The organism is Kineosporia mesophila (assembly GCF_021129235.1).
GTDB classification, from domain to species: domain Bacteria; phylum Actinomycetota; class Actinomycetes; order Actinomycetales; family Kineosporiaceae; genus Kineosporia; species Kineosporia mesophila.
This window is the reverse complement of record NZ_JAJOMA010000028.1, coordinates 54,504-80,197: the sequence shown is the minus strand read 5'-3', so window position 1 is coordinate 80,197 and position 25,694 is coordinate 54,504. Positions and strand designations below refer to the sequence as shown.

Below are 25,694 nucleotides of genomic sequence, written 5' to 3'. Positions count from 1 at the left end.
ACAAGAAGCGCTCTCCCAGCCGTCCGCCCGCGGCTGGGAGAGCGCTTCTCGGTTTGCTGAACGTCTTACACGGCCCGGCGGTCCGCCCCGGAGACGGCGTCCTGATCGGGGTCGGCCCGGCGGCTCGACACGATCAGGCTGGCCACGGTGGTGATGACCAGGGTGCCGATGATGACGGTGAGGGAGAGCCAGATCGGGATCTCACCGTCGAAGGGAGCCCAGTCGGCCCAGTGGTAGGTGTGCATGGCGTGCAGCACGAGCTTCACGCCGATGAAGGCCAGGATCACCGAGAGGCCCAGCGACAGGTAGATGAGCTTCTGCAGCAGGCCGCCGATGAGGAAGTAGAGCTGGCGCAGGCCCATCAGCGCGAACACGTTGGCGGTGAAGACCAGGTAGGGCTCTTCGGTGAGGCCGTAGATGGCGGGGATCGAGTCGAGGGCGAAGAGCAGGTCGGTGCTGCCCAGCGCGACGATCACGAAGAACATCGGGGTGATCAGTCGGCGGCCACCCTGAACGACGGTCAGCGAACGGCCCTGGTATTCGTCCACCGACGGAAGACGCCGCTTGACCAGGCGCATGAGCGCGTTGTCGACCGGTTCCTCGTCCTCGTCGTGCTTGCGGTACTCCTTCACCAGGTTGATCGCGGTGTAGATGAGGAATGCCCCGAAGATGAAGAAGACCCAGGAGAAGCGGCTGATCGCGGCCGCGCCCACGGCGATGAAGATCGCCCGGAAGATCAGGGCCAGGATGATGCCGATCGTCAGGGCGTACTGCTGGAGGTGCCGCGGCACCGCGAGCTTGCCCATGATGATCAGGAAGATGAACAGGTTGTCGATCGACAGGCTGTACTCGGTCAGCCAGCCGGCGTAGAACTCCCCGGCGTAGCGCGAGCCGGCGGTGGCCCAGACGCCCAGACCGAAGACGATCGCCAGGGCGACGAACGTGGCCACGAAGGCCCCGGCCTCTTTCATGGACGGCTCGTGCACGTTCCGCCCGATGACGAACACGTCCAGGGCGAGTACGGCGACGAGGACCACCGAGGTGATGAGCCAGGTCGAGGTAGAGACGTCCATAGAGACGAGGGGCCTTCCGGTTCGCGGTGTGGTCAGGAAAGGATGCGGCAATTGCAAGGCCCAACGCTGTCCGTACACAGGTGGTTCCGGGGGAGCACGCAGGGGCGTCCCAGGTCACACCGCGAACCGAAAGATGATTGCCCGGAGGAACTATTGCAGCGTGATCCGGATCGCGCTCCAGGACACCGCGGGGAGGGTGAGCCGGAGCTCGCCGTCCTCGATCACCACGCCCTCGGTCGTCACCGGTACCACCCGATCCGGATCGTCCGCCGTGTTGGAGGCCGACAGATCGTCATCGGTGAGCGTCCACGCCTCGGCGACCGTGAACGTCCTGCTCTCGAAACTCCCCAGCGGCACCGACAAGGTGACCGCCTCGTCCTGTGACCGGTTCACCACGAACACGCTGATCTCACCGGCCTCCTCGTCATGGGTGGCCACGGCGTCCACCACCGGCACCTCACCGAACCGGGCCGTCTCGTACACCGGCCCGTGCGGCTCGACCCGCAGCACCTTGCCCCGGGCCAGCCGGGAGGTGATCGCGAACGGGTGGAAGATCGTCTGCCGCCAGGCCGGACCGCCCGGTTCACTGCGGATCGGTGCGATCACGTTGACCAGCTGCGCCTGGCAGGCCGCCGTGACCCGGTCGCTGTGCCGCAGCAGGGAGATGAGCAGGTTGCCCACCACCACCGCGTCGGTCACGTCGTACCGGTCTTCGATCACCCGCGGGGCGATTCGCCACTCCGACGACAGATTGCCCAGACTTGCCTCGAAATCACTTTGGCGCCAGACGTTCCACTCGTCGAACGACACCATGATCCGCTTCTTGCTCTTCAGCCTGGCGCCCACGCTGTCCGCGGTGGCGACCACGCTGTCGACGAAGTGGTCCATGTCGACGGCCGAGGCCAGGAAACTCGCGACGTCCCCGTTCAGCGGCTCGTAGTACGCGTGGGCCGAGATGTAGTCGACGGCGTCGTAGGTGTGCTCCAGCACCTCGGCCTCCCAGGCCGCGAACGTCGGCATGGACGAGCTGGAACTACCCACGGCGACCAGCTCGAGGTCCGCGTCGGCCGAGCGCAGGGCCCGGGCGGTCTCGGCCGCGAGCCGGCCGTACTCCGCCGCGGTCTTGTGCCCGGTCTGCCAGGGGCCGTCGAGTTCGTTGCCCAGGCAGAACATCCGGATCCCGTACGGCTTCTCGCTACCGTTGGCCCGCCGCAGCTCGGCGAGGTGGGTGCGGTCGGGCTGATTGATGTACTCATGGGCGTCGAGAGCCTCCTGCACCCCCCGGGTGCCCAGGTTCAGCGCGTACATCACCTCCACCCCGGCCTTGTCCGCCCACTTCACGAACTCGTCGATGCCGACCTCGTTCGTCTCCAGGCTGTGCCAGGCGAGATCCCTTCGGACCGGGCGCTCCGAGACCGGGCCGATGCCGTCTTCCCAGCGGTACCCGGAGACGAAATTGCCTCCGGGGTAGCGCACCAGGGAGACACCGAGTTCACGCGTGAGGGCCAGCACGTCTTCCCGGAACCCGTCACCGTCCGCCGTCGGATGGCCCGGCTCGTAGATACCGGTGTAGACGCAGCGGCCCATGTGCTCGACGAACGAGCCGAACGTGCGGCGGGAGACGGGCGCGACAGTGAAGGCTGGATCGAGCCGGAAGGAGGCGGAGAGCAAAGGTTTTCCCCCAGAGGTTGATGTCACTTGAGACTTCCTACGGTCAGACCGCCCTGCCAGTAACGCTGCAGGGTCAGGAAGGCGAGGACGAGCGGGAGGACCGAGACCAGTGAGCCGACGATGATGAGGTTCCAGAGCGACTGCCCACCACCGTTGTTGGAGGCGGCCAGTTGCTCCCACAGGCCGATGCCCACGGTCAGCGGGTACAGCTTGGAGCTGGAGAGCATGGTCAGGGGCAGGAAGTAGTTGTTCCAGGTGGCGACGACACTCAGCAGCATCACGGTGACCACCCCCGGGCGCATCAGGGGCAGCGCGACCTGCAGGAAGATCCGCAACTCACCGGCCCCGTCGATGCGCGCGGCGTCGACCAGCTCGTCGGGGATCGACCCGGCCGTGTAGACCCGCATCAGGTACACCGCGAACGGGCTGAGCAGCGACGGCAGGATCACCGCCCAGATGGTGTCGGTGAGCCCGGCGTTCGACATCATCACGAACGTCGGGATCACCAGGGCGGTGAGGGGAACCATGACCGACCCGAGCACGGCCGCGAAAACCAGGTTGCGGCCGGTGAACCGGTACATCGCGAAGCCGTAGCCGGCGAGCACCGAGACGATCGTGCACCCGATCCCGCCCACCCCGGCGTAGAGCACCGAGTTCCACAGCCAGCGCAGGTACTCGCCGTTGTTGTAGGTGAACAGGTCGCCCAGGTTGCCGAACAGGTGGAACCCGTCGAACCAGAGCGCGCCGGACCCGGAGAATAGGCCGTGCGAATTCTTCGTGCTGGCTACCAGCAGCCACCAGACCGGCAGCAGGAAGTAGCAGACCAACGCCAGCAGAATAAGTTTCGCGCCGACATGACGAGGCTTGCTCATGTGAACAGCCCTCCTCGCTTACGGGTGGCAAAGGTGAAGATCGCCACTGCCAGGAACACCACGAACCCGAGCGAGAACGAGATGGCCGAGGCGTAGTTGAACTGTGCGTACCGGAAGGCCAGGTTGAACGCGTAGATGTTCGGCGTGAACTCCGGTGTCACCGAGCCGTTCGCGATCGGGCTGACGATCTGCGGTTCGGTGAAGAACTGCAGGGTGCCGATCAGCGAGAAGATCAGGATCAGCACGAGTGCCGACGTGACCAGCGGAACCTTGATCCGCAGCGCGATCTGCCGGGCGTTGGCACCGTCGAGCCGCGCCGCCTCGTAGAGCGAGGAGTCGATGCTCTTCAGGGCCGCGTAGATGATGATCATGTAGTAACCGGACCACTGCCAGGTGACGATGTTCAGCAGACCGTAGAAGATGTTGCCCTGACTGAGCAGGAACGGTGCCTGCACGTTGAACAACGAGGCGATCTGCTCCATCGGGCCGAAGCTCGGGCTGTAGAGGAAGCCCCACATCAGAGCCCCGATGACGGCCGGTACGGCGTACGGCAGGAAGATCATCAATCGGCTGAAACTGGCCAGCCGGCCGGTGATCTCGTCCAGCAGCAGGGCCGCGACCAGCGCCACCCCGATCTGCAGCGGGATCACCACCAGGCTGAACCGGACCACCAGCCAGAGGCCGTGGCGGAACGCCGGGTCGTGGAAGGCCCTGGTGTAGTTGTCGAATCCGGCGAAGGTGGTCCCGGTGGCCAGGCCCTTGGTGTAAAGGCTCAGGTAGCCGGCGTAGAGCAGAGGTGCCACCAGGAAGGTCAGGAAGACCACCAGGAAGGGCAGGACGAACAGCCAGCCGATCTGGTCGCGGCGAAAGTGTCTACGACGGGACGAAGTGGGCACCCGGGTCTCCGGGGTGCCTTTTGCGGTGATGACGGTCATCGCACGGTGAAGCCTTGACCCTTGGCGTACTCCACGAGCTGCTTCTGCAGATCGGCCGCGGCCTGGTCGCCCGTCGTCTGCCCGGCGAGGAGCTTCACCATCTGGGCCTGTAGCTGAGCGTAGTAGTACACCGTGAAAGGGCTGTACGTGGCCCCGGAATAGGCATTCTCGGCCGGTACGTAGATGTCCTTGTTGGCCGTCTGGCCGTCGAAGAACTTCACCTTGGCATTCACGAACTCGTCCGACTTCAGCACGGTCTGGTTCAGCGGGAAGATGGTCTGGGTCTTCCAGCCGTCTTCCAGCGACGCGTCGTCGGCGTACAGGCCCATCGCCACCTCGGCCGCCGCGGCCTTGTCCTTGGCCTGCGTGGTCACGGCGAAGGTGGAGCCGCCCCAGTTCACCGAGACCGGGCTGCTCGCGTCCCACTGCGGCAGTTCGGCCACGCCGAACTGGCCGGCGTCGTCGCCCTCGCCCACACCCTGGCCCGTCAGGTAACCGGGGGCCCAGGCGGCCGAGACGTAGGTGGCGTACTTACCGCTGACCACACCGGAGATGTAGTCGGTGGTGAACTGGTCCTCCTTGCCGATCAGGCCCTTCTTGGCCAGGTCACCCCAGTAATTGAGGACGTCCTTGGTCGCCTGGTCGTCGAGCTTGATACCGATGTTCAGCTTGTCGGAGAGGTCGTACTGGAAGGGCTGCGCACCCTTCTGGATCATCAGCGAGGTGACCAGGGCCGGCACGTTGCTGCCCATGTCCCCGAAGGCGGGCCCGCCCGCGGCCTTCAGCTTCTGGGCCGCGGCGGCGTACTCGTCCCAAGTCTTCGGCGGATCGATGTCGTACTTCTTGAAGATGTCCTTGCGGTAGATCATGGCCATCGGGCCGCCGTCGACCGGGATCGCGTACACCGCGGAGCCCTGCGACACGTCTTTCCAGGCCCCCTCGCTGAAGTCGCCCTTCACCTTGTCGGCACCCAGCGGGGCCAGATCGACCAGCGCGTCCTGGATCTCGAAGCCGGTGAGCTGCTCGGCCTCGAGCATCACCACGTCGGGCGCGCCCTTCTTGGCCGAGATCGAGGTCTGGAACTTGTCGTACTCGGCCTGGCCCTGGCCCGCGTTCGACCAGCACACCTGCACATCGGTGTGCTGGTTGTTGAAGTTGTCCACGACCTTGGCCATGTTCGGGTACCAGGCCCAGACCGAGACCTGTTTGGCGTCGGCGTGAACGATCTTGTTCGTGCACTTGGTGGCCGAGGCGGACGAACCGCCGTCACTTCCACCGCCGCACGCGCTCAGGCCGATGGTGGCGATCAGGCCGGTGACGATGACTGAGGGTTTGCTGAAGCGCATGTCGATGCCTCCTTTGGTCATGACATGGGGTGGTGCCGCCTGGGACTACGTAAAGTCACGCATGGGGCAGCTGACCCGGGCCGGTGAAGGCTTCCGGGCTGCGTGTGTCTATGTGGTCCAAGTCCCATTGCAGCGCTGCAAAGGAGTATGCCCGCGCCATATCGGGGTGACAAGGGTTGATCTGGCGGAAATACGATGGGCGGTGCGGGTGCGTGGGCCCCGCCTAGGTGAGAGGGTGCCCATGAAAGAGGCAACACTGCGTGATGTAGCCGATGTGGCCGGGGTGTCCCCGCGCACGGTGTCGAACGTGGTCAACGGATACGCCCGCGTCACCGAGTCGACCCGGCTGAAGGTCGAGCAGGCCATCGCCCAGCTCGGCTACCGGCCCAACGTGCTGGCCCGGCATCTGGCCACCGGCCGCTCGGGGCAGATCGTCGTGGTGGTGCCCTACATCGACACCCCGTACTTCGCCGAGCTGTTGCAGGCCATCATCCCGGTAGCCCGGCAGGCCGGCTACAACGTTCTCATCGACCAGTCCGACGGCGACCGTGAGCACGAAGGCCAGCTGATCGGGCCGCATTCGCACCGCAGCCTGTTCGACGGCATGATCTACAGCCCGTTAGGTCTTTCCCAGCAAGACCTTTCAAATCGCGATCCAGCGCTGCCCCTGGTCGTGATCGGAGAACGCACGTCTGCGGCCAATTTTGACCACGTCGGTATTGACGACGTGGCGGCCTCCACCGAGGCGGTGCGGCACCTGGTCTCACTGGGCCGGCGTCGTATCGCCGCGATCGGTGACCAGCCCTACCCGACGGGCGAGGCGGCGCAGCGGCGCACGGCGGGCTTTCGCGCCGCTCACGCCGAGGCCGGTCTGGAGGTCGACGAGTCGCTGATCGTCAGTACCCCGCGCTTCAACCGGGTGGACGGCGCCGAGGCGATGAAAGCCCTTCTGGAGCTTGATAGCCCGCCGGACTCGGTGTTCTGCTACAGCGACCTGGTGGCGTCGGGGGCGATCCACACCGCTCTGGCGCGTGGGTTGCGGGTGCCGGAAGACATCGCGGTGATCGGGTACGACGACATCGAAGACGGGCGCTACAACCGGCCCACGATCAGCACCATCTCCCCGGACAAGCGCGAAATTGCCCGGCTGGCGGTGGAACGGCTGGTGATGAGGATCGGTAGCAAGGAACCGGTGCCTGGCGTCGATCTGAAGGCGGGGTACCGCTTGGTGGCCCGGGAGAGCACCACCGGGTCGTATTGATCGTTTACATCACGATTGAGGTGATCTGTGGACAGGGTGGCAGGCAGAATCTGAGAATTCCCTGTGCGCTACAACCCACCCCCGAACTGGCCGGCCCCGCCGACCGACTGGACACCCCCGGCCGGCTGGCGGCCCGACCCGACCTGGCCCCCGCCCCCGGAGGACTGGCAGTTGTGGCTCCCGGACAACCCGGAGGCGTCGTGGCTGGAATCGCTGTCGGACGGTGAGCCCCCTCGGCCGGCCCGGGCGGAGTCGGAAGAGTTCCGGGCCATGGGAATGCGGGAGGAGATCCGGAGCGGCCGCCGCGCGGCCCTTATCGCTTTCGGCCTGGCCTTCGCCGCGGCCCTGATCGGTGCCGTGACCCTTGTCGTGGCGCTGACCAGTAAAGACGGTGGCATCGTCTGGATCGGCGGGATCATCTTCGGCACGCTGTGGATGATCCGCAGCATCCACGCATTCTTCACCGCCGGCGGGAGGCCGGTCAGCAACGGGGTCTGGGCCGCCGGGATGTGCGGCCTGTTCCTCGCCTTCCTCGTGGGCTTCTGGTTCTACATGATGCTGGTCACCCCGGTGGTCGACGCCGCCCTGAACCCGGCCGGGCCGGACCCGTCCGCCACCCCCGGCGTCGATCCGGCCACCGCCATCGGCCAGTGCTGGAACATGGACGCCAGCCAATACCTGCTCTCGGGGGCCGTCGTGGAGGCCGACTGCGCCTTCAACCACGACTTCGTGGGCAGCTCCCTGGTCGAGGCGAAAGACCAGTGCCCCGAAGATTTCGGCGTGCTGAAGACCAATGACGAGCGGTTCCTCTGTCTGAAGCCCGACCGCTGGGACAAGTAAGAACTCGGGCTTGGCGCCCATCAGTTCTCCGCCTCGAAGAAGTGGGGGAAGACCTGAGGGATCTTTTCGGCGAAACTGAGTGCCCCGGCCTTTTCGAGTCGCTGCAGCAAGTATTCGGGTGGATAGCCGTAGGTGCGTTCGAAGTACTGTCGCTGAAATTCGAATGCTTGGCCCACGCTGGAAGGGCTCTCGGAAAGAAGCATGAGCAAGAACTTGTCCGCGGTGTGAACGATGAACCGGTCTTCCACGCATTCGGGGGTGAAGGCGCTGGTGTCGTCGGTCAGAAGGATGTCTGCCCCGGCATGTGCGGCCGCCGCCAGAACGTGCCAGTCATGTTCATCGGCTGTTGGGCGGGGGTAATCGCGTGGGTTGTACCCAGTGACCCGCCCCTTCGGATGAAAGGCGCGAAAGCGTTCCAGGAGAATACTGAGAGCCCGTTCGCTGGCTCCTGGATTGCGCTGACGCCATCCGTAACGCACTTCAGCCAACACGTCTTCTGACCATGTGACGTGGAAAACCGGATTTTTCTGGATGGCACAAAGATTTACCCAGTCAGCCAGGCACTTCGACCAGAGGATGTTGGCATCGATGAAGACCGAAAGGGCCGCCGGGCTCATTGTTGGAGCCTAGGCTGATCTCGTTGATTTGGGAAATCCCAGAATTATCAGGAGTCTAGTTCGAGCGCATCGGTCTCTGCCATGAAAAGAAGTGCCTGCTCACGCCTGATCTCTACCTGATGATGCCAGTAGGACTCGACGTCCCGGCGGGAGATGCGGCGATGAGTGCCCACCATTCGAAAGCCGATGCCCTCTTCGTCCAGAAGTTTGATCATGGTCGGGCGGGAGACGCCGATGAGATTTGCGGCTTCCGAGGTGGTCATCTCCTCGTCCATCGTGCCGACCGTGACTGGGTTGCCTTGGGCGGCGATACGCAGCGCGCTGAGCATGAGACCGACCAACTCCTCGGGAATCGAGAGGGAGCGCCCCCCTGCGAGAGCGAGACGCATCGTGGGTGGCTGGGTTTGGGGGGCCTCGAGTGCCCGCACCACCTCTGCCGCTGCCTGGCGGGTGGCCGTGCTGGGGGTGATGGCATCGATCTGGGTGATGACCTGAGAACTCACGGATCCACCTCCGGCAACTACGACGAGTATCTCCGCCCCAACAGGTTTGCACTTAGGATCGCTAAGTGCAAGTTCGTTGTCAGGTTACTCCCTTGGGCTGTGTCAAAACGGCATCGGGCCTCCCGGGGACACCCGGAAGGCCCGACCCTGTCAGTTGCCTCTACTCCGGCACCCGCCGGTACGCGCCGTCCGAGGCCGCGGTGGCCATGGACGCGTAGGCGCGCAGGGCCGCCGAGACCGGACGCTGGCGGTCGGTCGGCGAGTAGGGCTTGTCGCGCTTCTCCTGGGCCGTGCGGCGCTGGTCGAGCACGAGTTCGTCGACGTCCAGCGAGATCTGGCGGTTCGGGATGTCGATGGAGATCTGGTCACCGTCTTCGACCAGGGCGATCAGGCCGCCACCGGCCGCCTCGGGCGAGACGTGGCCGATGGAGAGGCCACTCGTGCCGCCGGAGAACCGGCCGTCGGTGATCAGGGCGCATTTCTGGCCCAGGCCGCGGCCTTTCAGGAACGAGGTGGGGTAAAGCATCTCTTGCATACCCGGACCGCCCTTGGGGCCCTCGTAGCGGATGACGACCACGTCGCCCTCGACGACCTTCTTGCCGAGGATGCCGTCGACCGCGGCTTCCTGGCTCTCGAAGACGATGGCCTTGCCGGTGAACTTCCAGACCGCCTCGGGCACACCGGCGGTCTTGACCACGCAGCCGTCGGGGGCGAGGTTGCCGAAGAGGATGGCCAGGCCGCCGTCGACCGTGTAGGCGTGCTCGATGTCGCGGATGCAGCCCTCGGCCGCGTCGGTGTCGAGCGAGCCCCACTCGTTCTGGGTGGAGAACGGCTCGACCGTGCGCACGCCACCGGGCGCGGCCTTGAACAGCTCCAGCGCCCGCTGCGAGGGCGAGCCGCCGCGGATGTCCCACTCGTCGAGCCAGGTCTTCATGTCCGCGCTGTGCACCGGCCTCACGTCGGTGTGCAGCAGCCCGCCCCGGTTCAGCTCACCGAGGATGGCGGGGATGCCGCCGGCCCGGTGCACGTCTTCCATGTGGAACTTCGGCGAGTTCGGCGCCACCTTGGAAAGGCAGGGCACCTTGCGGGAGATCGCGTCGATGTCGGAGACGGTGAAGTCCATCTCGGCCTCGCGGGCGGCGGCCAGCAGGTGCAGCACCGTGTTGGTCGAGCCGCCCATCGCCACGTCCAGGGCCACGGCGTTCTCGAAGGACGAGCGGCTGGCCACATTGCGCGGCAGCACCGACTCGTCGTCCTTGCCGTAGTAACGGCTGGCCAGGTCGACGACCACGGTGCCGGCGTCCTTGAACAGCTGGCGCCGGGCCTCGTGGGTGGCCAGCGTGGAACCGTTGCCGGGCAGTGACAGGCCCATCGCCTCGGTCAGGCAGTTCATCGAGTTGGCGGTGAACATGCCCGAGCAGGAACCGCAGGTGGGGCAGGCCGAGCGCTCGATCACGTCGAGCTGGTCGTCGCTGATGCGCGGGTCGGCGGCCGCGACCATGGCGTCGACCAGGTCGAGCTTGGAGTGCACGATGCCCTCGATGGCCGTGGTCTTGCCGGCCTCCATCGGGCCACCGGAGACGAACACGGTGGGGATGTTGAGCCGCAGCGCCGCGAGCAGCATGCCCGGGGTGATCTTGTCGCAGTTGGAGATGCAGACCAGGGCGTCGGCGCAGTGCGCGTTCACCATGTACTCGACCGCGTCGGCGATCAGCTCACGGCTGGGCAGCGAGTAGAGCATGCCGCCGTGGCCCATCGCGATGCCGTCGTCCACGGCGATGGTGTTGAACTCCTTGGAGACCGCCCCGGCCTCCTGGATCGACTCCGCGACGATCTGGCCCACATTACGAAGGTGCACGTGGCCGGGCACGAACTCGGTGAACGAGTTGGCTATGGCCACGATCGGCTTGCCGAAGTCGTTGTCGGTCATGCCGGTCGCGCGCCAGAGCGCCCGCGCTCCCGCCATGTTGCGACCGCTGGTCGAGGTGGCCGACCGGAGCTGTGTCATTGTGGAAAGTCTTCTCTCATGCGTCTACGGTCGCGCGGTCCCGGGGCAGGGCCGTAGCAGCGACCAGATGTCGATGGACGCACGGTGAGGCCCGGTCGGCCACGTGCGTCAGCGCCCGGTGCTGGAGGACGGTCGCTTCTGGCGACACATCGATGGTAACTCGGGTGACGCCGAGGTATTCCTCGGGCCAGAACGACCGGTCCGTCTTCCGAGGTTCACAGAATCTCAGGGGGACCGGTACGACATGGCACGACGTGCCGCGAGGGTCGCCCTCTGCTAAGACATGTGCAGAATTACGTGTCATCTGCGGAGGATCGTGAGGGAATGCGCCAAGGACAGCACCTCGGCTTGTAACGGTACCTACCGTTTGGGTTGTATCTGGGCCCTAGCCCCAGCTGCAGTTGAACAGTAATCTTCACCGGCAAGATCGCAGAGTGAGCGGAGGCGCCATGGCGCTGCGGATTCGTGCGTGCGTCAAGACGCATCCCGGGTTGCGGCGTACGAACAACGAGGACTCCGGCTTCATTGGCCGACGACTGTTCCTCGTTGCCGACGGCATGGGTGGCCATGACTTCGGCGAGGTCGCCAGCGCCATCGTGGCCCGTACCGTCGCCTACCTCGACGACCACCTCTCGTTGTTCGGGCCGGAGCGTGACATCGTCGGTGCGGTCGAGTTCGCCGACCAGCGCCTCGCCCGGGCCATCGAGAACAACGCGGCCCTGGGTGGGATGGGCACCACGCTCACCGCGATGCTCATCCACCACGACACCATCGCCCTGACCAACATCGGCGACTCCCGGGCCTACGTCATGCGCAACCGGGAGATGACCCAGCTGACGCACGACGACACCTACGTGCAGATGCTCGCCGACAAGGGCTGGCTCGACCCCAAGCTGATCCCCCAGCACCCCCAGCGCAGCGTGCTGCTGCGGGTGCTGCGCGGCGGTGACGACGGCGGCACGGCCGAGGTCTCCCTGCACGAGGCCGTGCCCGGCGACCGCTACCTGCTGTGCAGCGACGGGCTCAGCGACTACGTGGCCGGTGAGGCCATCCAGAAGACGCTGGCGAGCACCAGGCACGCGGGCAAGGCCATCGACCGGCTGATCGCGCTCGCGCTCAAGGCCGGCGCCCCGGACAACGTCACCTGCGTGATCGGTGACGTGGTGGACGAGGACGCCGCCCCCACGGTGGACGGCGAGTTCGTCGGGTCGGCCCAGGAGCTGGGTGAAGGGGCCATCGAGGCGGCCGAGCAGAAGGTGGCGGAGGTCAAGAGCGCCGCCCCCGGGATGCTCAAGAGCGCCTGAGCCCGTCCGGTACCGACTCCCAGAGCCGGCCGATGTCGTAGTCGTACACCCGGACCTGCACGCCGTCGTCCAGGGTGGTCACCTGGGCGGGTTCGCCCAGCACCTGGTTCCAGGCCGCCTCCGTGCAGCCGTGCGGTTCGTAGTAGCCCGGCACCCAGATCAGGAACGTGCGCTGCGCGGGCCGGGTCAGCCGCGCCGTGTCGCTCACCCACGAGCGGGTCTTCATCTCGCCGTGCGTGCACTCCAGCTCGTAGACGGTGCGTCTGCCCCCGGTCAGGTAGCTGGTGACGTTGCCGTACCAGTAGGGAGCGAAACCCTTGAGAACACCGGTGGCGGTCACCTCGTCCATCAATTGGCTCTGTGCGACCAGGGCGTCGGAGGGACGCCGGCTCACCTCGAGCGCGGAGGTGGCGCCCCAGGCGGTGCTCACCAGGGCGGCACAACTGAGGACGATCACCAGCGTCCGGGGGCGGCCCACCCGGGTGGGCGCCCGCTCACGCAGGCGGGGCAGCAGGATCACCGCGGTGACGACGAGACCGTAGGGCGCCAGGATGAGGTAGCGGCTGGGGTGACCTTCCTGCACGAGAGTGCCGAGGAAGGCCAGCGGCCAGTTCACCGCGACGGCGAACGGGATCAGCTCGCGGGAACGCCAGAACCACACCGCGCCGATCGCCGATCCGGCCAGCAGCAGGGCGAGGACCAGCACCGTCAGCACGTCGGCGGTGATCAGCAGGGCCGAGGCGTCGCGCCAGCGCTCGACCCCGAGCTGGGTGGCCGTGTCGTGAGCGAACCGGCCGAGGCCGGACGAGACCGACTCGAGGGTGGGGGAGAGCTGCTGGGTGTGGTCGATCTCCAGGCCGAACACCCCGATGCCCCACTGCAGCAACGGCAGCAGCAGGAACGAGACGAGCAGGCAGCCGGCCAGGACGAGCAGGCGGCGGTCGCGGGTGCGCAGCACGAACCAGGCCAGGGCCAGCACCGTCAGCGGCGCGGCCATGAGCACCTGGAAGTACGGGTCGTCGAACCAGAACAGGGTCAGCCCGACGGTGATCGGCAGCACCCACCACCGCAGGGACCCGTGGCCGTCCAGGTACCGCGCCGCCAGGGCCAGCAGCAGGAAGCACAGGCCGAGCTCGATGTTGCGGTAGTTGGAGAGGTTGCGGTTGGAGCCGATGCCACCGTTCATCGCGGCCAGGAAGAGCAGTGGCGCGGCCAGCTCGTACCAGCGGGCCCGCGGCGCGAGCAGCATTGCCCCGGCACCGAGCACCGCGAACGTCGCGGCGGTCAGCACCAGCACCGCGATCAGCAGTTTGGTGGTCGGGGCGAGGTCGAACTGCTCGATCACCAGGTAGAGCGGGAACTTGAACAGCCAGGTGTCGGCCGGCAGGTGCGTGACGCCGTGGCCCACGTCCAGCCAGGTGCGCACGATCGACTGCTGCGCCGTGGAGTCCGAGGTGTAGACGACGCGGGGATGCCGCAGCGCGGCCAGCAGGCAGGCGACCAGCGCGGGCAGCACCATCGCGGCGAGCACCCGGGGCGTGCGTTTCGCCAAGGATGCTGGCCTTTCATCCGATGCCGACGGTTCGATCGCGGTCAGACTAGGCGATCATTCGTCGCTGGTGGGTGAGGGCCAGGCGGCGCAGGATCCTTCCGGGCTCAGGCCGTGGGAGATCCGCGTGCCGATCTCGCGCATCTGCCGCACGTGGGTCTTCGACAGCGGGTCGAGCACCAGCTGCCGCACGGCCTCGACGTGCCCGGGCGCGGTGGCGACGACCTTCTCCCAGCCCGCCTCGGTCAGCGTGGCCGTGGTGTACCGCCCGTCGCTCGGGTCGGGGGCCCGCTCGACCCAGCCCTGCCGCTCCAGCCGCTTCACCACGTGCGACAGCCGGGACAGCGAGCCGTTGGCCAGGATCGCCAGGTAACTCATGCGCAGGGTGCGCCCCGGCGTCTCGGACAGGGCCGCCATCACCGTGTACTCGAAATGGGTGACGCCGGCGTCGCGCTGGAGCTGGGCGTCCAGGGCGGCCGGGAGCCCGAAGACGATGCCGGCCATGGCGCGCCAGGCGGCCCGCTCTTCGTCGTCGAGCCAGCGGGGCTCGGGGCCGGGGTCGCTCATGAGTCCAGCCTAGGACAGTTTTGTTACTTGACCCTTCAAGTCACAGCCCACTAGCGTCACTTGAAGAATCAAGTTGGGCGACCAGGGGAGTGCAGTGATGAACGTTGTTCTGTGGGTGATCGCGGGAGTGCTCGCGGCAGCCTTCGCCGCAGCCGGCGCGATGAAGGTGGCTCAGCCGAAGTCCAAGCTCATCGAGAGCGGTATGGGCTGGGCCGAGGACTTCACCGGCACCCAGGTGAAGCTGATCGGCGCGGTCGAGGTGCTGGGTGCGATCGGGCTGATCCTGCCCGCCGCCCTGGACATCGCCCCGGTGCTCACGCCGCTCGCGGCCGCCGGACTGGCCCTGACCATGGCCGGTGCCGTGGTCGTGCACCTGCGTCGCGGCGAGACCTCCGGGTCGGTGCCGGCACTGGTGCTCGGTCTCCTGGCCCTGTTCGTGGCCATCCTGCGGTTCGGCCCGAACAGCTTCTAGAGTGCAGGTGTGGCGGCAGATCCGGGCAAAGTGTCATTTTCGCGTGAGCAGTTGGAGTCGTACCGCGACACCACGGTTCCCGATCTGCTCGGCCCGGGTCTGAAGCTGCTGTTCGTCGGCATCAATCCGGGGCTGTGGACCGCCGCCGTGCAGGCCCACTTCGCCCGGCGCGGCAACCGGTTCTACCCGGCGCTGTACCGTTCCGGCCTCACCGACCGGCTGATCGACGCCTCGGCGGGGTATGCGGAGGAAGACCGGCAGCACCTGATCGATCGCGGCCTCGGCATCTCGAACATGGCCCACCGCACCACGGCGCGGGCCGACGAGCTGCGGCCGGAGGAACTTCTCGAGGGGGCCCGGCGGCTGGACGATCTGATTGCGCGGGCCCGGCCCCAGGTGGTCGCGTTCCTCGGGATCACGGCCTACCGAACGGCTTTCGCGGCGCCGAAGGCGAAAACCGGTCGGCAGCCGGAGAACCTGCACGACGCCGAGGTCTGGGTGGCGCCCAACCCGAGTGGGCTGAACGCACACACCCAGCTGCCGGAACTGGCCGAGGCCTTCCGTCAGCTGGGTGTGGCGGCCGGGATCAGCGGTTCTCGGACCTGATCAGCCAGGCCTGCTTCTCCAGGTCGTGCAGGACCGCATGGAGCAGGTCGGCCGTGGTCGGGTCTTCCTTGTCCACGTCGTCGTGTACGGCGCGCACCGTGGTGGCGGCCTCGCCGATCAGCCCGGTGATGCGGTCGACGGCGTCGGCCGTGTCCACCTCGCCGGTGCCGAAGTCGGTCAGTGTGGACTGCGAAGCAACGGTTTTCGGGCCGGCGTCGGGCAGCACGCCGAGGGCGCGCATGCGCTCGGCGATCGTGTCGCTGTGCTCGCGCGCCACGTCGACCAGCTCGTCGAGTTGCAGGTGCAGGTCGCGGAAGTTCTTGCCCACGATGTTCCAGTGGGCCTGCTTGCCGTAGAGGTGCAGGGCCACCAGGTCGACCAGGACCCGCTGGAGGTTGTCGGCCAGGAAGTGGGAGGCGTGGAAACCGTTGCTCCGGGTGTTCAGCGTCTCGGTCATGGTACGGACCTCTTTTCTTCGCATGCGGTGCACATTCCCCACCAGATCAACTCGGCCTCGTCGACGTGCGCGAAGCCCGGGTGCGAGGCCGGCCTGAGGCAGGGCGCCTCACCGGTGTGGCAGTCGACATCGACGACCGTGCCGCACGAGCGGCAGACCAGGTGGTGATGGTTGTCGCCCACGCGCGTCTCGTAGCGGGTGGGCGATCCGGCCGGTTCGATCCGACGGACCAGGCCGGAGGTCGCCAGATCATCCAGGGCGTTGTAGATGGTCTGGTTGGAGAGCTGCCCGTCCATCGCCTGCGACAGGTCGGTGACCGTGGCGTGCGGGCGGGTGAGCAGCGCCTCCAGAACGGCCCGGCGAGGTGCGGTGCTGCGAAGGCCTGCGCCCCGCAGGAGCACTGTCGGATCCGTCATGACCATCACTGTACGCCTTCTTTTGACCCTGTCAAAAGAAGCTCTTCAGTGGTCACCCAGCCAGGTCAGCACCGTCTCGGTGAACTCCGCGGGAAGGTTGTCGTGCACGCCGTGGCCACCGCCGAGGGTGATCAGCTCGGCCTCGGGGATGCGGGCCGCCGCCTCGGTGAGCAGTGCCTGGGACACGTGGCTGGTCTCGCCGCCGCCGATGATCAGTGTGGGTGCCTTGACCGAGGACAGCCGCTCGCGGAGCTCGAGGTCGCCGGCGGTGATCTGTGAGCGCATCTGCAGAAGCATCTCCCAGTCGAACGGCAGGTCGCCTTCGGGCCGGTCCGGGATCTGGCGCGGCGCGAAGGGCGGGCCCGGGGCCACGTCTTCCACCACCAGCCGGCCGACCAGGTCGGGCCGCTCGACCGCGAGCCGGAACGCGACCATGCCGCCCAGCGAGTGGCCGAGCACGGTGCTGCCCCGGAGGCCGAGCGAGTCCAGCAACTCGGCGACGTCGTCGAACATCGTGCGGTAGCTGTACTCGGTGGGCCAGGCGCTCGGGGAGTGGCCGCGTAGCGTCACGTTGATCACGCGATGGGCCGCCTCGAAGGCCGGGAGCAGGGGTTCCCAGCTCACCCCGCCCTCGCCCATGCCGTGCAGCAACACCAGTACCGGCCCGGAGCCGGTACTGGTGTAGCTGATGTCGATGCCGCCGGAAGTGGTGAAAACCGTTGCCATGGGACGAGCTTAGGGTCGGTCCGGAATCCGGGGCGAGGATTTTTCCGTCAGCCGAAAACCGCGTCGACCCATTCCGGGTGGTCGATGAACGGGTTGCGGTTGTGCTGGTACCGCTCGTAGATGACGTTGTTGCGGTTCTGCTCGAAGCTGTCCGGCGGGTCTTGCGCGTTCCACTCCAGCAGGGTCGAGAGCTTGCCGAAGCGGGGAGCCGTTCCGCCGGAGGTTTTCTCGTCGAGCGTCAGGTCGGCGAAACCGTCCCCGCCGTCGTACCGCACAGCCATGTAGAAGATCATCCGGGCCACGTCGCCCTTCACCGCGTCGCGCGGTTCCCACGAGTCGGAGTCGGTGAAGTTGCCCGGCGCCTCGGCGGATTCGGAGCCGCCGTCGTCGAAGTCTTTGTTGCTGCGGTCGGAGTTCACCGTGACGTCTTCCGGGCGCAGGTGGTGCAGGTCGGTGCCCGGGCCGGTGGCGGTGCCGAAGTCTCCGTGCGACTTGGCCCAGACGTGCTCGCGGTTCCAGTCGTCGGCGTCGCCGCCGTTCAGGCTCTTGGACCGGCTCGTGCCGCTGTACAGCAGGATCACGTTGCCGGAGTTCTTCGGGTCCTGGTCGGTGACTTTCAGTGCGTCCCAGACCTGGTCGTACGACAGCTTCTGCACGTCGGTGGAGATGATCTGGTGCAGGGCCGTGTGCAGGCTGTTCCCGGTCTTGCCGACGGCGTCGTCGTAGTAGTCGCCGATGCCGGACGAGGGAGGGGACGTCGTGGTCGGGGTGGCGGTCGGGGGAGTGGTCGTCGGGGTGACCCCGGACGCGCTGATCGCCGTGGGCGACTTCAGTCCGGCATGGGAGAAGTAGGCGCTCAGCGAGCCGGTGACGTCGAGCCGGGTGCCGAGCAGACCCGGGTTGGTCTTCAGCCCGTACGCGCTCCGGTAAGCGCTCGTCACCTGCACGTAAAGCATGTCGGCGGTGTCGGTCTCACTCGCCGAGTCGGCCAGGGCGATGGCGGTGTCGCCGGTGAAGCCACTGCGCTTGACCGTGCTGGTGGCGGTGGGCTCACCCACCACGTAGCCCCGGACGGTCTGGCTGCTGCCGGTCTGCTGCGAGATGGCCGCGGCCACGGTGAGCGGCGTGGCCGCGGCGATCTGCGCCGCCGGCTCCGCCGTCGCCACTTTCGGGGCGACCGCCGAACCGGCGGTACTGGTCGGGCTCGCACAGCCGCTCATGGCGGCCAGAGCGAGAACGGTGGCGGGGACGAGGAGCCGCGCCCGCTGGTGCGTATCGGTCATCACTGGATATTTCCCCCAAGCCGGTCAGGTACGGAAGGGATTACCGAGCGGTGCCAGGTGACGGGTTGGTCACCGAGCAGAGACACCAGATGCTCATGAGCAATATCTTCCCCTATGTGACCACAGACCACGTGATCCGTGACGCACGACTTGCGGACGCATCCGCCTGCGCGGGGATCTACGAGCCGTACGTCCGCGAGACGACGCTCAGCTTCGAGTCCATGCCGCCGACCGCGGACGAGATGGCCGGGAGAATCGCCGACGCCAGGGCTCGTCACGCCTGGCTGGTGCTGGAGGTGGACGGCGAGGTGGCCGGTTACGCCTACGCCAGCAAGCTCGGGGTGCGCCCCGCCTACCGATGGGCGTGCGAGGTCAGCATCTACATGGCGCGGGACCGGCACCGCCGCGGCGGCGGCCGGGCGCTGTACGAGGAGCTGCTGAACCGCCTCGAGAAGCGCGGGTACCGGCAGGCCCTGGCCGTGATCTCGATGCCGAACGAGCCGAGCGTCGGGCTGCACGAGGCCCTCGGTTTCCGGCGGGTCGGTCTCTACGAGGACGTCGGTTTCAAGAAGGGCCAGTGGCTCTCGGTCGCCTGGATGCAGCGTGCTCTGGGGGAGGGCGCGTCTCCCGGACGCCCCGCCGAGCCGAGCTGACCCGCGTCCTCCATGAAAACAGCGCCCCCGGTGATCCAGGTCACCGGGGGCGCTGTGCTTTCAGTGGTGGATCAGTCGAGCGCGGTGACGCGGTTCGGGGTCGGGCCGGTCACCGGGGAGTTGGCGGTGAGGTAGGCGTTGAAGGCGTCCAGGTCGACGCCGCCACCGATCCGGTTGGTGCCGTCCTTGAGGACGAGGAAGCCGTCACCACCGTCGGCCAGGAACGAGTTGACCGTGATCCGGTAGGTGCTGGTCGGGTTGATGACCGTGCCGTTCAGCTTGATGCTCGACGCGTTCACCTTGCTGCCGACCGCGGCGGACTTGGAGTAGCTGTAGGTGAAGCCGTCCGAGACGCCCATGTGCAGGAACTTGATGCTGCCGTCGGTCTGCGTCGTCCACTGCTGCTCGAGCATGGTGTCGATCTGCGCACCGGTCACGTCCATCGAGACCAGCAGGTTGCCGAACGGCTGCACGGTGAACGACTCGCCGTAGGTGACCTTGCCGTCGCCCTCGTTGGCGGGGCCGTTGGCGTAGGTCAGGTCGGTGCGCACGCCACCGGGGTTCATGAACGCGACCTGCGAGCCACCGTCGCCGGCGGCCTTGGTGGCGGAGAGCTGGGCGTCGGCGATCAGGTCGCCGAGGCTGGACTCACCGTCGCGGCTGACGCTGCGCTTGATGTCGGCGGTGATCTCGCCGATCACCTTGTTGGAGATGGGGGCCGCCAGGGCCTTCCACTTGGCGATGACCTTGGTCTGGTCCGCGGCCTTCGTCTGGTCGCGGTCGACGAGGACGTTCTTCGACGTCACCTGGGTACGGATGACGTCCTTCGTCTTCTTGCTGAGCTTCAGGTCGGTCTCGGTGACCGTGCGGCCGTAGGACAGGTCGCTGGTGACCAGACGCGGGTTGCCCTTCGGGTCCGGGATGTTGCAGTTGTACGAGTTGTGCGTGTGCCCGGTGACAACCAGGTCGATGCTCGAGTCAAGGGTCTTCGCGATGTTCACGATCGGGCCCGAGATACCGGCAGCGCTACCGGAGTTGCAGTCGTAGTCGTAGGTGGCGCCGGTGGGCGGGATGCCGCCCTCGTGCAGCAGCACCACGATCGCCTCGACGCCCTTCTTGCGAAGGTCCTTGGCGGCCAGGTTGGCGGAGACGACCTCGTCGTTGAACTGGACGTCCTTGACGCCGGCCGGGGCGACCAGTTCGGTCGTGCCCTCGAGGGTCATGCCGATGAAGCCGACCTTGATGCCGTCGACCTTCTTGATCGAGGTCGGGGGCAGCACGGTGCGGCCGGTCCGGGCCTTGAACCACTTGCCGTAGTTCTTGGCCTTCTTCGGCTTGGTGACCTTGACGCCGTCCTTGTACTCGACGTTGGCCGCCAGGTACTGGAAGTCGGCGCCGCTGTAGCCGTCGTCGTCGAAACAGCCCTCGGTCGGGTGGCAACCGCCGTACTGCATGCGCAGCAGCTCGGTCACGCCCTCGTCGAACTCGTGGTTGCCGACGCTGGACACGTCGACGCCCATGTTGTTCAGGGTCTCGATGCTCGGCTCGTCCTTGAACAGGCCGGACATGGAGGGTGAGGCACCGATGAGGTCACCGGCGGCGACGGTCAGCGTGTTCTTCTGGCCCTTGCGCAGGGTGCGGAGCTCGTTGGTCAGGTACTCAGCTCCACCGGCCAGGACCGAGCCTGCCTTGGTGGTCACGGTGCCGTCAGTGCCGGTGGGCGGCTCGAGGTTGCCGTGATAATCGTTGAAACTGAGGATCTGCAGGTCGACGGTCTTGTCGGCCTTCGGCTTGGACTTCGCCGCAGCCGCGTCGCTGGCCTGGGCAGGTGAGGACGGCAGCGCGAACAGGGCTGCTGCGACGGTGCTCGCGGCGACTGCTGCGGTGAGCCCGCCTCTCCGCTTGATGAGGGGCTTCATGTGGGCAAGCTATCCACTGGCTGTGTGAGGATCCAGGAACTAAAGGGCAATATCGGGTTACGGGCACAAAATTGATCTGCTGTTCACACAGCTAAGACCCAGGTTCCTTCATCGATTCTTGACCACCTCCACCGACGCCGTGATCAGTTCCTGTCGCGCCACGTCTTCAGATCGGGGAACCTGCGATGTCAGCTGCGCCCAGCACCGTCCCGTCCGGTGAAGCCGGAGTCTCCCGGAATCGGCTGATCGCCGGGTGGGACCTTCTGGCCGAACGTCCGGAGACCTGCTCGTGGGCACGTCACTGATCGCCTGGCCGGCGGGGGAGTCCGGCTATCTCATCGACGTGCCCGAGGCCGACCCCGCCCTGGTCGCCCAGGGCCTGCGGAACATTGCCGGGCGGCGGCGCATCCAGCTGATCGACGTCGTGCCGGGATTGTCCACAGTGCTCGTCGTGCTGGGGGAACCCATGCCCGACAAGCTCTTCCGGGTGCTGCTGGCCGAGATCGAGCAGGAACCGGTCGAGGCCGCGGCCGACACCGGCACCATCACCCTCGACGTGCGCTACGACGGACCCGACCTGAAAGAGGTGGCTTCGCTGACCGGGCTCAGTGTGCGGCAGATCGTCGAGATCCACACCGGAACCGATTTCCACGCCGCACTCAGTGGTTTCGCACCCGGCTTCGTCTATCTCACCGGTGTGCCCGAGCAGCTGCGGGTGCCCCGGCGCCCCGAGCCCCGGTCGGCCGTACGGGGAGGGTCCGTGGCGCTCGCCGACCAATTCACTGCCGTCTATCCGCGCAAGAGCCCGGGCGGGTGGCGGCTGATCGGGAGCACCACGGCCCGTCTGTGGGACGAGAAGGCCGATCCACCGGCCGTGATCCGTCCCGGCACGACCGTTCGATTCCGGCCGGTCGCCTGATGTTCCACGTGCTTCACCCGGGTCTGTTCACCACGATCCAGGACGACGGCCGCCCCGGTCACGCGCACCTGGGCGTGCCGTCGTCGGGTGCGCTCGACCGGTTCTCGTTCCGCCTGGCCAACCGGCTGGTCGGCAATCCGGTCGGGGCGGCGGTCCTGGAGACCACCATGCGTGGCCCGCGGCTGCGATGGGAGGGGACGGCTCCGGTCACGGTCGCGGTCACCGGGGCCCCGGCGCCGGTGCTGGTCGACGGCCGGCCCGCCGCCTTCGACGCGGCGGTCCGGGTAGGCCCCGGGCAGACGCTCGAGATCGGTGCGGTCACGGCCGGGTTGCGCTCGTACATCGCCTTTTCGGGTGGGCTGAGGGTGGACGTCGTTCTCGGCAGTCGTTCCACCGACGTTCTCAGCGGGTTGGGTCCCCCGGTCCTGACCGAGGGTTCCGGGCTGCCGGTCGGTTCCCCGGGTGAGGTGCCGCCGGTCGATTTCGTCGCCCCGCCGGGCATTCTCCGTGATCCGGTGCTCGACGTGACGGCCGGGCCCCGGGCGGACTGGTTCACCGAAGCGGCCCTGGTGACCCTCGTCCGTACGCTCTGGAAGGTCTCCCCGACCAGCAACCGGGTGGGACTGCGACTGGAAGGCTCCCCGCTGGAACGTGCCCGACCGGGCGAACTGCCGTCCGAGGGCATGGCCACGGGCAGCCTCCAGGTGCCCGGGAACGGACTGCCCGTGCTGTTTCTCAACGATCACCCGGTCACCGGCGGCTATCCGGTGATCGGCGTGGTGACCCGCCGGAGTCTCGACCGGGCGGCGCAGGCCGCCCCCGGTACCGGGCTGCGGTTCCGGGTGTTCGGTCCGCGAGCATCCCGCTGATCGTCGTGCGGATCGCCACGCTGCTCGACCCCACCCCGCGGGATCCGGAGGTGCTGCGGAACCTGGGTGTCTACCGGGTGCTGCTGGGGCCCGGACCGTCACCGACGCCCGGCCACCTTGCCCCGGCTGGATGGCTCGCCGCGCTCGGGTGCTGATCTCGGGTGGTGGCAGGGCTGCCGGCCACCACCCGAACCCGATCAGACTCGGCTGGCCTTCAACTGCTCCTTGAGGTGTGCCGGAGCCACCGCCCGGGCCAGGTGCCAGCCCGCCACCGCGATGATCGTGCCCAGCGCGATACCGGAGAGCGAGAAGTCGTCGGTGACCTTCAGGCTCACGTTGCCGATCGCCACGATCAGCCCGGCGGCCAGGGGCACCAGGTTGATCGGGTTACCGAAGTCGACCTTGCTCTCGATCCAGATCTTGGCGCCGAGCAGGCCGACCATGCCGTAGAGCACCACGGTGATGCCGCCGAGCACACCACCGGGCACGGACGACACCAGAGCGCCGAACTTGGGGCAGAGCCCGAACAGGATCGCGACGATCGCGGCCACGAAGTACGCGGCCGTGGAGTAGACGCGGGTCGCGGCCATCACGCCGATGTTCTCGGCGTAGGTGGTGGTCGGGGAGCCACCCACGGCGCTGGCGAGCACGGTGCCCACCCCGTCGCCCGCGATCGCCCGGCCGAGCACCGGGTCCAGGTCGGCCCCGGTCATCTCGCTGACCGCCTTCACGTGCCCGGCGTTCTCCGCGACCAGGGCGATCACGGAGGGCAGCACCAGCAGGATGAACGCGGCCGAGAAGGTCGGGGCGTGCCAGCCGGCGACCTCCAGGCCGTCCGGGCCGACCATGGTCTTGTCCGGGAACCCGATCCAGGAGGCGCTCTCGACGCTGTCCCAGACCACCCGCCAGTGCGTGTCCACCTCGCCGGTGCCCGCGTTGAAGGCGGTGATCTGCCCGAACACCTGGTCGAAGAGCCAGGAGACCAGATAGCCGAACACCAGGCCGAGGAAGATCGCGATCCGGCCGATGAAGCCGCCCACGGCCACGCTGAGCACGATCACGAAGATCATCACCAGCAGGGCCACCCACTGGTCCTGCGGCCAGTAGGTGTCCGCGACCACCGGGGCCAGGTTGAAGCCGATCAGCATCACCACCGCACCCGTGACGGCCGGCGGCAGGATCTCGTTGACGATGTGGGCGCCCGCGAAATGGATCACCAGGCCGACCGCGACCAGCGCCAGACCGGCGACCAGGATCGCGCCGGTGACGTCGGAGGAGTCACCGCCCTGGGCCCGGATCGCCGCCACCCCGCCGACGAACGAGGCGCTGGTGCCGAGGTACGACGGAACCTTGTTCTGCACGATCAGCAGGAACACGATCGTCGCGATGCCGCTCATCATGATCGCGAGCTGCGGGTTGAGCCCCATCAGCACCGGGAAGACGAACGTGGCGCCGAACATGGCCACCACGTGCTGGGCCCCGAGACCGATCGTGCGGTCCCAGCTCAGCCTCTCGTCCGGTGCCACCACCTCGCCCGGTGCCAGCGTCTTGCCGTCTCCGTGCAACTTCCATCCGATGGCCATGTTGCCCCTCCCTGTCGTTGCCTGCGGCGAAGCGTAAGAGGAGAGGTGACTCCTCGTCACTGATCGGTGGCTGGTGTTTACGCGAACCTCACAAACGAGGCGACCAGCGGCGCGCCCTCGGTACGCGTGCGTAGTCGCCCGGTCGCCCCCTGTGGCGCGATGTGCTCCCCAGGGGCCGGCCGAGCGCGTCGGGACGTTTCGATGTCTGATGTGTCGCCGACGTCCGGTAGTTTCAGCACCGTTCCTCAGACGTGCTGTTGTCCGTGGGGTCACTTCGCGGACGTTCGGAGGTTAAGAAATGACGGCCGCGAGCCTGACCCTGTTCCCTCTGCTCGCCGGTCCTGCGAGACCGGCGCGGGTGAGCGCGATCGTCTCCGGTGCCGTCTATCTGGAGATCGATCCGGTGACGGACGAGACCGAGGGTTACCGCCCCGGTGCCGTGGTGGCCCTGCTCGACCCGGCAGCCGTACAGCTGCCGATCGGTCTGACGCTGCCGCCCGGTGTCGCCGACCTGGTGCCGGTCTCCGTCGAGGGCGACCCGGTGGCGCCCGGCCCGATCGTCTTCGGCCACGGCGCCGTCTCGATGGCCGGTACCCGGCTGCCCGTGCTGAGCTGGTGGAACCCGACCGTGCCCAAGCAGGTCATGCCCCCGCCGGCTCCCGAGCTGCTGCCCACGGCGCTGCTCGACCAGTTGCTGGAAGGCGCCGCGGAGCCGCTGGCCGAAGGCCTCGACCTACTGCGCTCCGGTGACACCGAGAAGGCCTTCGAGGCGCTGCTCGGTACCGGTCCGGGCCTCACGCCCGCCGGTGACGACGCTCTGGTCGGCGCGCTGGCCGCGCTGGCCGCCTGGGCCCCGCGTTCCACGGCCCACCGCCTGCTGGCCGACGGTGTGGCGGGGGCCGACGGCCGCACGACGGCCATCTCCGCCGCCCTGCTGCGCTCGGCCGTCGCCGGTGCCGTGGTACCCCAGCTGATCCGTTTCGTCGGCGCCCTGAGCACCGGCGACCCGGCCGCCATCCGCCCGGCTCTCGAAGAGGTGCTGCCGGTCGGGGCCAGCTCCGGTGCGGCCATGGCCGCCGGTGCCGTCGCCCAGCTGACCAACCTGATCCAGGGGCCTGACCGTCGCCGCGTGGCCATCGACGCCACCGGGCCGATCAGCGCCCTGTACTGACACCCTCAGCACCACCGGGCAGGCCGTCCTCCGGGCGGCCTGCCCGCATTTTGTCCGGGAGCGGAGGTCCGTCC

26 protein-coding genes are annotated in these 25,694 nt (G+C 67.4%); 10 read left to right on the top strand and 16 right to left on the bottom strand.

Annotation, left to right across the window (positions count from 1 at the left end):
- Nucleotides 1–65 precede the first annotated feature (65 nt).
- The 5 genes from LR393_RS29575 to LR393_RS29555 form a co-directional block, all read right to left on the bottom strand.
- Nucleotides 66–1,073 carry a TerC family protein gene (locus tag LR393_RS29575; protein ID WP_231488307.1) on the bottom strand — a complete coding sequence of 336 codons (1,008 nt, stop codon included), beginning with the start codon at nt 1,071–1,073 and terminating at the stop codon, nt 66–68.
- A gap of 150 nt (nt 1,074–1,223) precedes the next feature.
- Nucleotides 1,224–2,744, bottom strand: coding sequence for an arabinosylfuranosidase ArfA (gene arfA, locus LR393_RS29570; protein ID WP_269328093.1), 1,521 nt, complete (start codon nt 2,742–2,744; stop codon nt 1,224–1,226).
- Nucleotides 2,745–2,767: 23 nt separating this feature from the next.
- Nucleotides 2,768–3,616: a carbohydrate ABC transporter permease gene (locus LR393_RS29565; RefSeq protein WP_231488305.1), complete on the bottom strand. Its 849-nt coding sequence runs from the start codon at nt 3,614–3,616 to the stop codon at nt 2,768–2,770.
- Nucleotides 3,613–4,551, bottom strand: a complete 939-nt coding sequence (locus LR393_RS29560) for a carbohydrate ABC transporter permease (RefSeq protein ID WP_231488304.1) — start codon at nt 4,549–4,551, stop codon at nt 3,613–3,615. The genes LR393_RS29565 and LR393_RS29560 overlap by 4 nt, the downstream gene beginning before the upstream one ends.
- On the bottom strand, nt 4,548–5,897 hold the full coding sequence (locus LR393_RS29555) for an extracellular solute-binding protein (protein ID WP_231488303.1): 1,350 nt from the start codon (nt 5,895–5,897) through the stop codon (nt 4,548–4,550). The genes LR393_RS29560 and LR393_RS29555 overlap by 4 nt, the downstream gene beginning before the upstream one ends.
- A 241-nt stretch (nt 5,898–6,138) precedes the next feature.
- Here LR393_RS29555 and LR393_RS29550 point away from each other — a divergent pair, with 241 nt between their 5' ends.
- On the top strand, nt 6,139–7,158 hold the full coding sequence (locus tag LR393_RS29550; RefSeq protein WP_231488302.1) for a LacI family DNA-binding transcriptional regulator: 1,020 nt from the start codon (nt 6,139–6,141) through the stop codon (nt 7,156–7,158).
- A gap of 63 nt (nt 7,159–7,221) precedes the next feature.
- The gene (locus tag LR393_RS29545) at nt 7,222–7,998 is read left to right on the top strand and encodes a hypothetical protein (RefSeq protein WP_231488301.1); all 777 of its coding nucleotides are present in this window, start codon (nt 7,222–7,224) and stop codon (nt 7,996–7,998) included.
- 20 nt (nt 7,999–8,018) lie between these two features.
- On the opposite strand, the gene LR393_RS29540 is transcribed toward LR393_RS29545, so the two are convergent.
- The 3 genes from LR393_RS29540 to ilvD all read right to left on the bottom strand — a co-directional run bounded on the left by LR393_RS29540 (nt 8,019) and on the right by ilvD (nt 11,126).
- Nucleotides 8,019–8,615 carry a PIN domain-containing protein gene (locus LR393_RS29540; protein WP_231488300.1) on the bottom strand — a complete coding sequence of 199 codons (597 nt, stop codon included), beginning with the start codon at nt 8,613–8,615 and terminating at the stop codon, nt 8,019–8,021.
- 47 nt (nt 8,616–8,662) lie between these two features.
- Nucleotides 8,663–9,118 (bottom strand): helix-turn-helix domain-containing protein, encoded by a 456-nt coding sequence (locus LR393_RS36740; RefSeq protein ID WP_231488299.1) that lies wholly within the window; start codon nt 9,116–9,118, stop codon nt 8,663–8,665.
- Nucleotides 9,119–9,278: 160 nt separating this feature from the next.
- A complete protein-coding gene (gene ilvD / locus LR393_RS29530) occupies nt 9,279–11,126 on the bottom strand; it encodes a dihydroxy-acid dehydratase (protein ID WP_231488298.1) in 1,848 nt (615 codons plus the stop codon).
- 449 nt (nt 11,127–11,575) lie between these two features.
- Between ilvD and LR393_RS29525 the strand changes: the two genes are divergently transcribed.
- Nucleotides 11,576–12,430, top strand: coding sequence for a PP2C family protein-serine/threonine phosphatase (locus LR393_RS29525; protein ID WP_231488297.1), 855 nt, complete (start codon nt 11,576–11,578; stop codon nt 12,428–12,430).
- Here LR393_RS29525 and LR393_RS29520 read toward each other — a convergent pair.
- Together LR393_RS29520 and LR393_RS29515 are read right to left on the bottom strand one after the other, a co-directional pair.
- On the bottom strand, nt 12,417–13,982 hold the full coding sequence (locus LR393_RS29520; RefSeq protein ID WP_231488296.1) for a hypothetical protein: 1,566 nt from the start codon (nt 13,980–13,982) through the stop codon (nt 12,417–12,419). The genes LR393_RS29525 and LR393_RS29520 overlap by 14 nt on opposite strands.
- A gap of 54 nt (nt 13,983–14,036) precedes the next feature.
- Nucleotides 14,037–14,546 (bottom strand): MarR family winged helix-turn-helix transcriptional regulator, encoded by a 510-nt coding sequence (locus tag LR393_RS29515; protein WP_231488295.1) that lies wholly within the window; start codon nt 14,544–14,546, stop codon nt 14,037–14,039.
- Nucleotides 14,547–14,643: 97 nt separating this feature from the next.
- Here LR393_RS29515 and LR393_RS29510 point away from each other — a divergent pair, with 97 nt between their 5' ends.
- On the top strand, nt 14,644–15,018 hold the full coding sequence (locus tag LR393_RS29510; protein WP_231488294.1) for a DoxX family protein: 375 nt from the start codon (nt 14,644–14,646) through the stop codon (nt 15,016–15,018).
- 30 nt (nt 15,019–15,048) lie between these two features.
- On the top strand, nt 15,049–15,624 hold the full coding sequence (locus LR393_RS29505; RefSeq protein WP_231488293.1) for a mismatch-specific DNA-glycosylase: 576 nt from the start codon (nt 15,049–15,051) through the stop codon (nt 15,622–15,624).
- On the opposite strand, the gene LR393_RS29500 is transcribed toward LR393_RS29505, so the two are convergent.
- The 4 genes from LR393_RS29500 to LR393_RS29485 are packed head-to-tail and all read right to left on the bottom strand — an operon-like array spanning nt 15,605 to nt 18,506.
- Nucleotides 15,605–16,081 (bottom strand): Dps family protein, encoded by a 477-nt coding sequence (locus tag LR393_RS29500; protein WP_231488292.1) that lies wholly within the window; start codon nt 16,079–16,081, stop codon nt 15,605–15,607. The genes LR393_RS29505 and LR393_RS29500 overlap by 20 nt on opposite strands.
- Entirely contained in the window at nt 16,078–16,503 is a 426-nt protein-coding gene (locus tag LR393_RS29495; RefSeq protein ID WP_345718699.1) for a Fur family transcriptional regulator, read from the bottom strand. The genes LR393_RS29500 and LR393_RS29495 overlap by 4 nt, the downstream gene beginning before the upstream one ends.
- A gap of 39 nt (nt 16,504–16,542) precedes the next feature.
- Nucleotides 16,543–17,223, bottom strand: coding sequence for an alpha/beta fold hydrolase (locus LR393_RS29490; protein ID WP_231488290.1), 681 nt, complete (start codon nt 17,221–17,223; stop codon nt 16,543–16,545).
- 47 nt (nt 17,224–17,270) lie between these two features.
- Nucleotides 17,271–18,506 carry an endonuclease gene (locus LR393_RS29485; RefSeq protein ID WP_231488289.1) on the bottom strand — a complete coding sequence of 412 codons (1,236 nt, stop codon included), beginning with the start codon at nt 18,504–18,506 and terminating at the stop codon, nt 17,271–17,273.
- Nucleotides 18,507–18,622: 116 nt separating this feature from the next.
- Here LR393_RS29485 and LR393_RS29480 point away from each other — a divergent pair, with 116 nt between their 5' ends.
- Nucleotides 18,623–19,159, top strand: coding sequence for a GNAT family N-acetyltransferase (locus LR393_RS29480; protein WP_231488288.1), 537 nt, complete (start codon nt 18,623–18,625; stop codon nt 19,157–19,159).
- Between the two features lie 71 nt (nt 19,160–19,230).
- Here the strand turns inward: LR393_RS29480 and LR393_RS29475 are convergent, their stop codons facing one another.
- Nucleotides 19,231–21,078, bottom strand: a complete 1,848-nt coding sequence (locus LR393_RS29475; RefSeq protein ID WP_231488287.1) for a bifunctional metallophosphatase/5'-nucleotidase — start codon at nt 21,076–21,078, stop codon at nt 19,231–19,233.
- Between the two features lie 289 nt (nt 21,079–21,367).
- On the opposite strand from LR393_RS29475, the gene LR393_RS29470 reads away from it, so the two are divergent.
- From LR393_RS29470 to LR393_RS29460, 3 genes are read left to right on the top strand one after another with little or no spacing between them, the layout of a single operon-like run.
- On the top strand, nt 21,368–21,997 hold the full coding sequence (locus LR393_RS29470; RefSeq protein ID WP_231488286.1) for a 5-oxoprolinase subunit B family protein: 630 nt from the start codon (nt 21,368–21,370) through the stop codon (nt 21,995–21,997).
- The gene (locus LR393_RS29465; RefSeq protein WP_231488285.1) at nt 21,997–22,866 is read left to right on the top strand and encodes a 5-oxoprolinase subunit C family protein; all 870 of its coding nucleotides are present in this window, start codon (nt 21,997–21,999) and stop codon (nt 22,864–22,866) included. The genes LR393_RS29470 and LR393_RS29465 overlap by 1 nt, the downstream gene beginning before the upstream one ends.
- Nucleotides 22,867–22,871: 5 nt before the next feature.
- Entirely contained in the window at nt 22,872–23,021 is a 150-nt protein-coding gene (locus tag LR393_RS29460; RefSeq protein WP_231488284.1) for a hypothetical protein, read from the top strand.
- Nucleotides 23,022–23,063: 42 nt separating this feature from the next.
- On the opposite strand, the gene LR393_RS29455 is transcribed toward LR393_RS29460, so the two are convergent.
- Nucleotides 23,064–24,449, bottom strand: coding sequence for a uracil-xanthine permease family protein (locus LR393_RS29455; protein WP_231488283.1), 1,386 nt, complete (start codon nt 24,447–24,449; stop codon nt 23,064–23,066).
- A 298-nt stretch (nt 24,450–24,747) separates the two neighbouring features.
- Here LR393_RS29455 and LR393_RS29450 point away from each other — a divergent pair, with 298 nt between their 5' ends.
- Nucleotides 24,748–25,620: an oxamate carbamoyltransferase subunit AllH family protein gene (locus tag LR393_RS29450; protein WP_231488282.1), complete on the top strand. Its 873-nt coding sequence runs from the start codon at nt 24,748–24,750 to the stop codon at nt 25,618–25,620.
- Nucleotides 25,621–25,694 lie beyond the last annotated feature (74 nt).